General features: G+C 33.3%; 3 protein-coding genes. All 3 read right to left on the bottom strand.

Annotation, left to right across the window (positions count from 1 at the left end):
- The coding region (locus ENL20_09985; protein ID HHE38885.1) for a tetratricopeptide repeat protein at positions 1 to 1,001 on the bottom strand (1,001 nt) is incomplete at its 3' end.
- Between the two features lie 261 nt (positions 1,002 to 1,262).
- A complete protein-coding gene (gene uvrC / locus ENL20_09980) occupies positions 1,263 to 3,065 on the bottom strand; it encodes an excinuclease ABC subunit UvrC (protein ID HHE38884.1) in 1,803 nt (600 codons plus the stop codon).
- Positions 3,041 to 4,606, bottom strand: a complete 1,566-nt coding sequence (gene murJ, locus ENL20_09975; protein HHE38883.1) for a murein biosynthesis integral membrane protein MurJ — start codon at positions 4,604 to 4,606, stop codon at positions 3,041 to 3,043. The genes uvrC and murJ overlap by 25 nt, the downstream gene beginning before the upstream one ends.
- Between the last annotated feature and the right edge of the window lie 193 nt (positions 4,607 to 4,799).

Genomic DNA, 4,799 nt, shown 5'->3' with positions numbered 1-4,799 from the left:
TTTTGTTTTATATAATAATGTCCGATGTTATTGTTTGTATTAGCTATACTGTATTTATCATTGATATCTTCTGAAATCTTTAATGATTGTAAGTAATATTCTTCTGCTTTTTCTGATTGATTCAAATCTTCATAAATCATTGCTATGTTATTATAGGAGCCGGCACTTCCATACGGATCTTTAAGCTCTTTATCAAGCTCGAGAGATTTTTTATAAAAATCCAGGGCTTTATCATAATTTTTCAGATCATGATGAATCATTCCGAGATTATTATAAGCAATCGACAATCCGTATTTATCATTTAATTCATGATAGATGTTTAATGTCCTCCGGAAAAAATTTAATGCTTTTCCAAAGCCACCCAGACTTTGATAAATATTCCCGATATTGTTTAAAGTTGTTGCTATCCCATCTTTATCATTTATCGATCCCGATTCATAGATCCTCAAAGCATCTAATTGATATTCTAAAGCAGTATCATATTGACCAAGGCTTTCATATGTGTTGCCGATATTATTTAAGACGAAGGCTACTCCTAAACTATCATTCAATTCTTTGTATGTCTCTCTTGATTTCTGGTAAAATTCGAGAGCCATATTATAATTGCTCAAATTGTCAAAGACGATTCCAATGCTATGCTGGGTGTCGGCAATATTTTCTTTGATTGCGATTTTCTTTTGAATTTCAAGTAATTCCAGATAATAGTTCAAAGCAATCCCGAGTTTATTCAGATTTTCATTAGTGAGAGCAAGATAATATAATGAGATTGCCTGCCCTTTTTGGTCTTTTAGAAAGATAGCGAGATTCAGTGCTTTTTTTGCATAATCGATAGCAATTTCCGGTGAGTCATCTAAATGATAATATGACAGCTCATTTAAGATATCAATTTTCTCGGTTTGAGAAGCTGTTTTAAGTTGCTTCTTAAGACTATCGATAATTGTATCTTCTGCTGATAAAAATGTAATGCATAAAATAAATATTATGATCAGAAGTTTTTTCAAACCTTTCCTCCCAATAAATTAGCTCAAAGTCGATCTGCGCTGTTTACAAAATCAACTAAACAGAGTCCATCCGTAAAGTCTGAATTTCAAGACCTTACGGATGGTTGAGTTTGCGAAACCTCCGTAATGGTTGGTGTTTTCTCAACCATTTCGAAGGTTTGCAACCATTCGCAAGGTTTTCTTACTTTACGGATTACCTCTAATTATACAAAACCCATTCATCAAACACTAAATGCAAAATTTGACAGATAGATTATTTAATCAAGACAATTCTCTTAAAATTTTTTCAGCTCGCTTAATTCCGATTCCTTTTATTTCTGAAATTTCCTTGATCTTTGCTTGTTTGATTTTTTCCACAGAACCAAATTCTTTTAACAAAAGGAATTTTATTTCGTCCCCGATTCCTTTGATCTTATTTAATTCGCTGGAAAATAAGCGTGAACTTCGTCTTTTACGATGAAAAGTAATAGCAAAGCGATGAGCTTCATCACGGATATTGATCAGAAGCCTTAATGCAGATGAGGAACGAGGTAAAATAATCGAATTTTTTAAATCGGGCAAAAACACTTCTTCAAGTTTTTTTGCCAAAGATAAAATCTCGATATTTTTCAGGTTCATTTTTATGAGAATTGAACCGGCAGCATTTAATTGACCTTTTCCTCCATCGATGACGATTAGATCAGGTTTATCATCTTTAGTAACTTTTTCGAGGTAACGCTGCAAAGTTTCACCCATAGAAGCAAAATCATCCTGACCTATTACGGTTTTTATAATGAAATGCCTGTAATTTTTCTTCTTCGGTTTTCCATTTTCAAAATAAACAACAGATGAAACCGTATCCGATCCCTGAATCGTCGAAATATCCAGACAAACCATTTTTCTCGGTAATTTTTTCAGTTTCAATTTATCTTTCAATTCTTTGATAGGAAAAATCGTGCGATTGCTTTTTCTCAAGTATTTAAGTTTCTGTTCTTCAATATAATTGAAGGCATTTTCCTTTGCCATAGCAACTAATTCTTTCAATTCTCCTCGAGCCGGGACGATCAACTTCTTATTTAACCATGAATTTAATATGGAAAAGTCATCCGGTTTGATCTGGACAATGATCCGGTAAGGAAGAGCTTCCAGTTTTTGAGAATAATATTGTTTGAGAAATGCTTCCATAATTTGAGTCCTGCTTTTTCCCTGAACATTTTCCATTGCATATATTTCTTTGTTCAGGAGTTTTCCGGAAAGTATTTTCAATACGGCAATTGCTGCTTTGTTTTCTTCTTTGTAGATTCCGATCACATCTCTATTTTTCAAGTCAGGAAAGAACATATTTTGAGTTCTGCTTAATTTCTGGATATTGAAAATTTTATCTCTGATTTGAGCTGCTTTTTCAAAGTCCAGTCGAGCAGAAGCAGTTTCCATTTCTGATTTTAGATCATTGATAATCGATTCATTTTTTCCCTTGAGAAAGCTGATAATATGATGAACGAGTTTCAAATATTCCTTTTGCGATATTTTCCCGATACAGGGAGCAGGGCATTTTCCCAACTGGAAATTAATACAAGCTCTTTCAAAAACCGGTTTTCCTTTGGGGATATTTCTCGTGCAGGTTCGGATGGGAAATAACCACTCCAGCATTCTTAATGTTTTCCGAACGGATTTTACTTTTGTGTAAGGTCCAAAATATTTTGCTTTATCTTTTTTGATGATCCTGGTTACAAATATTCTTGGGAAAGGTTCATTAAAAGTTACTTTGATAAATGGATATTGTTTATCATCACGAAGTAAAATATTATATTTCGGTTTGTGTTTTTTGATGAGATTATTTTCCAGAACTAATGCTTCCTGCTCGGAACCGGTGATGATATAGTCGAAATCATGAATAAAACCGATCAGTTGTTCTGTTTTGTTGTCTGATGGTGTTCCCGTGAAATATGAACGAATGCGGTTTTTGAGAATTTTTGCTTTACCGATATAGATTATTTTTCCGGAAGAATTCGTCATTAAATAAACACCGGATCTTTCCGGAATCAAGATCAGTTTTTCTTTTATTTTTTGTGAAATCTTTGCCATAATTTTGTAATGATCTGTTTACTGAATTTGATCTGTAATATTTGTGATCCAAGAAAGAAAAAAACAATGCTCAAAAAAATAAAAATCGCAATTCTCACGATCGTTGACCAGAAATTGGTCGGTAAAAAAAGATTTCCTGCCAAACATAGTCCTGTAAAAAGTAAGGCAGATAAAATCAGGATCTTATTTATTTCAAAGAAAATTCTTGGAAAGATGAGTTGTGGGATTTTTTTCTTGAGAAAATGCTTTAAGACAAAAAAATGAATAATTGCTGAAATCGTGGTTGCAAATGCAAGACCTGCATGCTGCATAAATTGCATTAAGATAATATTTAAAATAATATTTAGAACAACAACAAAAGCAGAAATTTTAACCGGAGTTTTGGTGTCTTTATTAGCATAAAAAATGGGAATGAGCAGTCTGTTCAAACTGAAAAAAATTAAACCTAAAGAATAGAAAAGTAATGCCTTGTAAGTCATATTAAGAGAATCTACATTAAATGCGCCTCTCATAAAAAGCAATCTGATAAAATCTTTCCCGAGTCCGGCAATGATCGCTGTAATCGGCAGCATAATAAAGCTCAAAGAAATGATCGAGAAATGTAAACTTTCCTTGAGTTCATTCCATTTTTCTGTTGCGAAATATTTTGAATATAAAGGTAAGACAGCAACTCCTGCAGAAACTCCAAAAATTCCTAAAGGAAGCTGCATCAAACGGTTTCCATAATTCAAAGCCGCAATACTTCCGGTAGCAAGTAGTGATGCTAAAATAAGATCGACAGCGAGATTTACCTGCCTGATCGCTAAACCGGCAACACCCGGTAAAAACCTTTTCCAGACAGATTTGATCGCTTCAGACCTTGAATGTAAATTTATTTTCAGATGATAACCGATTTTTTTCAATAATGGGAAATTTATAATTACCTGTAAAAATCCTCCGCAGAGAACTCCGATAGAAGCATATATAATCCGATTTTCCAACAAAGAATTTTCTTTTAAGAGAACATAAATTCCCAAACTTCCGACAATTCCAATATTAAGGAAGGCGGAAGACAAGCCGGGAATGAAGAAAAAGTCATGAGAATTCAAGATGGAGATCAAAGTCGATGATAAGCCGATGAAGATCAAATATGGAAATAAAATGCGGGAAATTTTTACGGTCAATCGATAGGTTTGATCATCAAATCCGGGAGCCAGAATTTTAACAATTACAGGAGCTAATATAATTCCAAGAAAGCAGAGAATAACTAATAATGATACTAAAAGAGAAAGGACATTTAATGCAAATCCAAGTTGATATTTTTTACCTTTATTTATCCCGATCTCATTGTAAATCGGGATAAAAGCTGCGGAAAGTGCACCTTCTCCAAAAAGTTTTCTAAGCAGGTTCGGTATCTGGTATCCAACCTGGAAAGCATCTGCCACATAAGTCGTGCCAAAAAAAGAAGTCATGACAATATCGCGGATAAGCCCTGAAATCCTGCTGAAAAAAACAGCGATCGACATGGAACCGATATTTTTTGCTAATTTTCTATTACTCATATAAACCTTTTATCTAAAATCACAAAAATGTATAGCATTGATTATTGTAAATAAATTTGTTTTTTTATGTTTTGGAGAATGGACAAAGAAAATCGAAGGAAGGGAATCGGAATTTATTTTCTTTTCTCTTCTTTCGAAAAGTTAAATGTATGTTTATGAAAAAAACTCACCTTAAACAAAGGGATTTTTTGTC

This window comes from Candidatus Cloacimonadota bacterium (assembly GCA_011372345.1).
Classification (GTDB): Bacteria; Cloacimonadota; Cloacimonadia; order Cloacimonadales; family TCS61; genus DRTC01.
The sequence above is the reverse complement of the archived record's forward strand: the minus strand, read 5'-3'. Positions and strand labels throughout refer to the sequence as shown.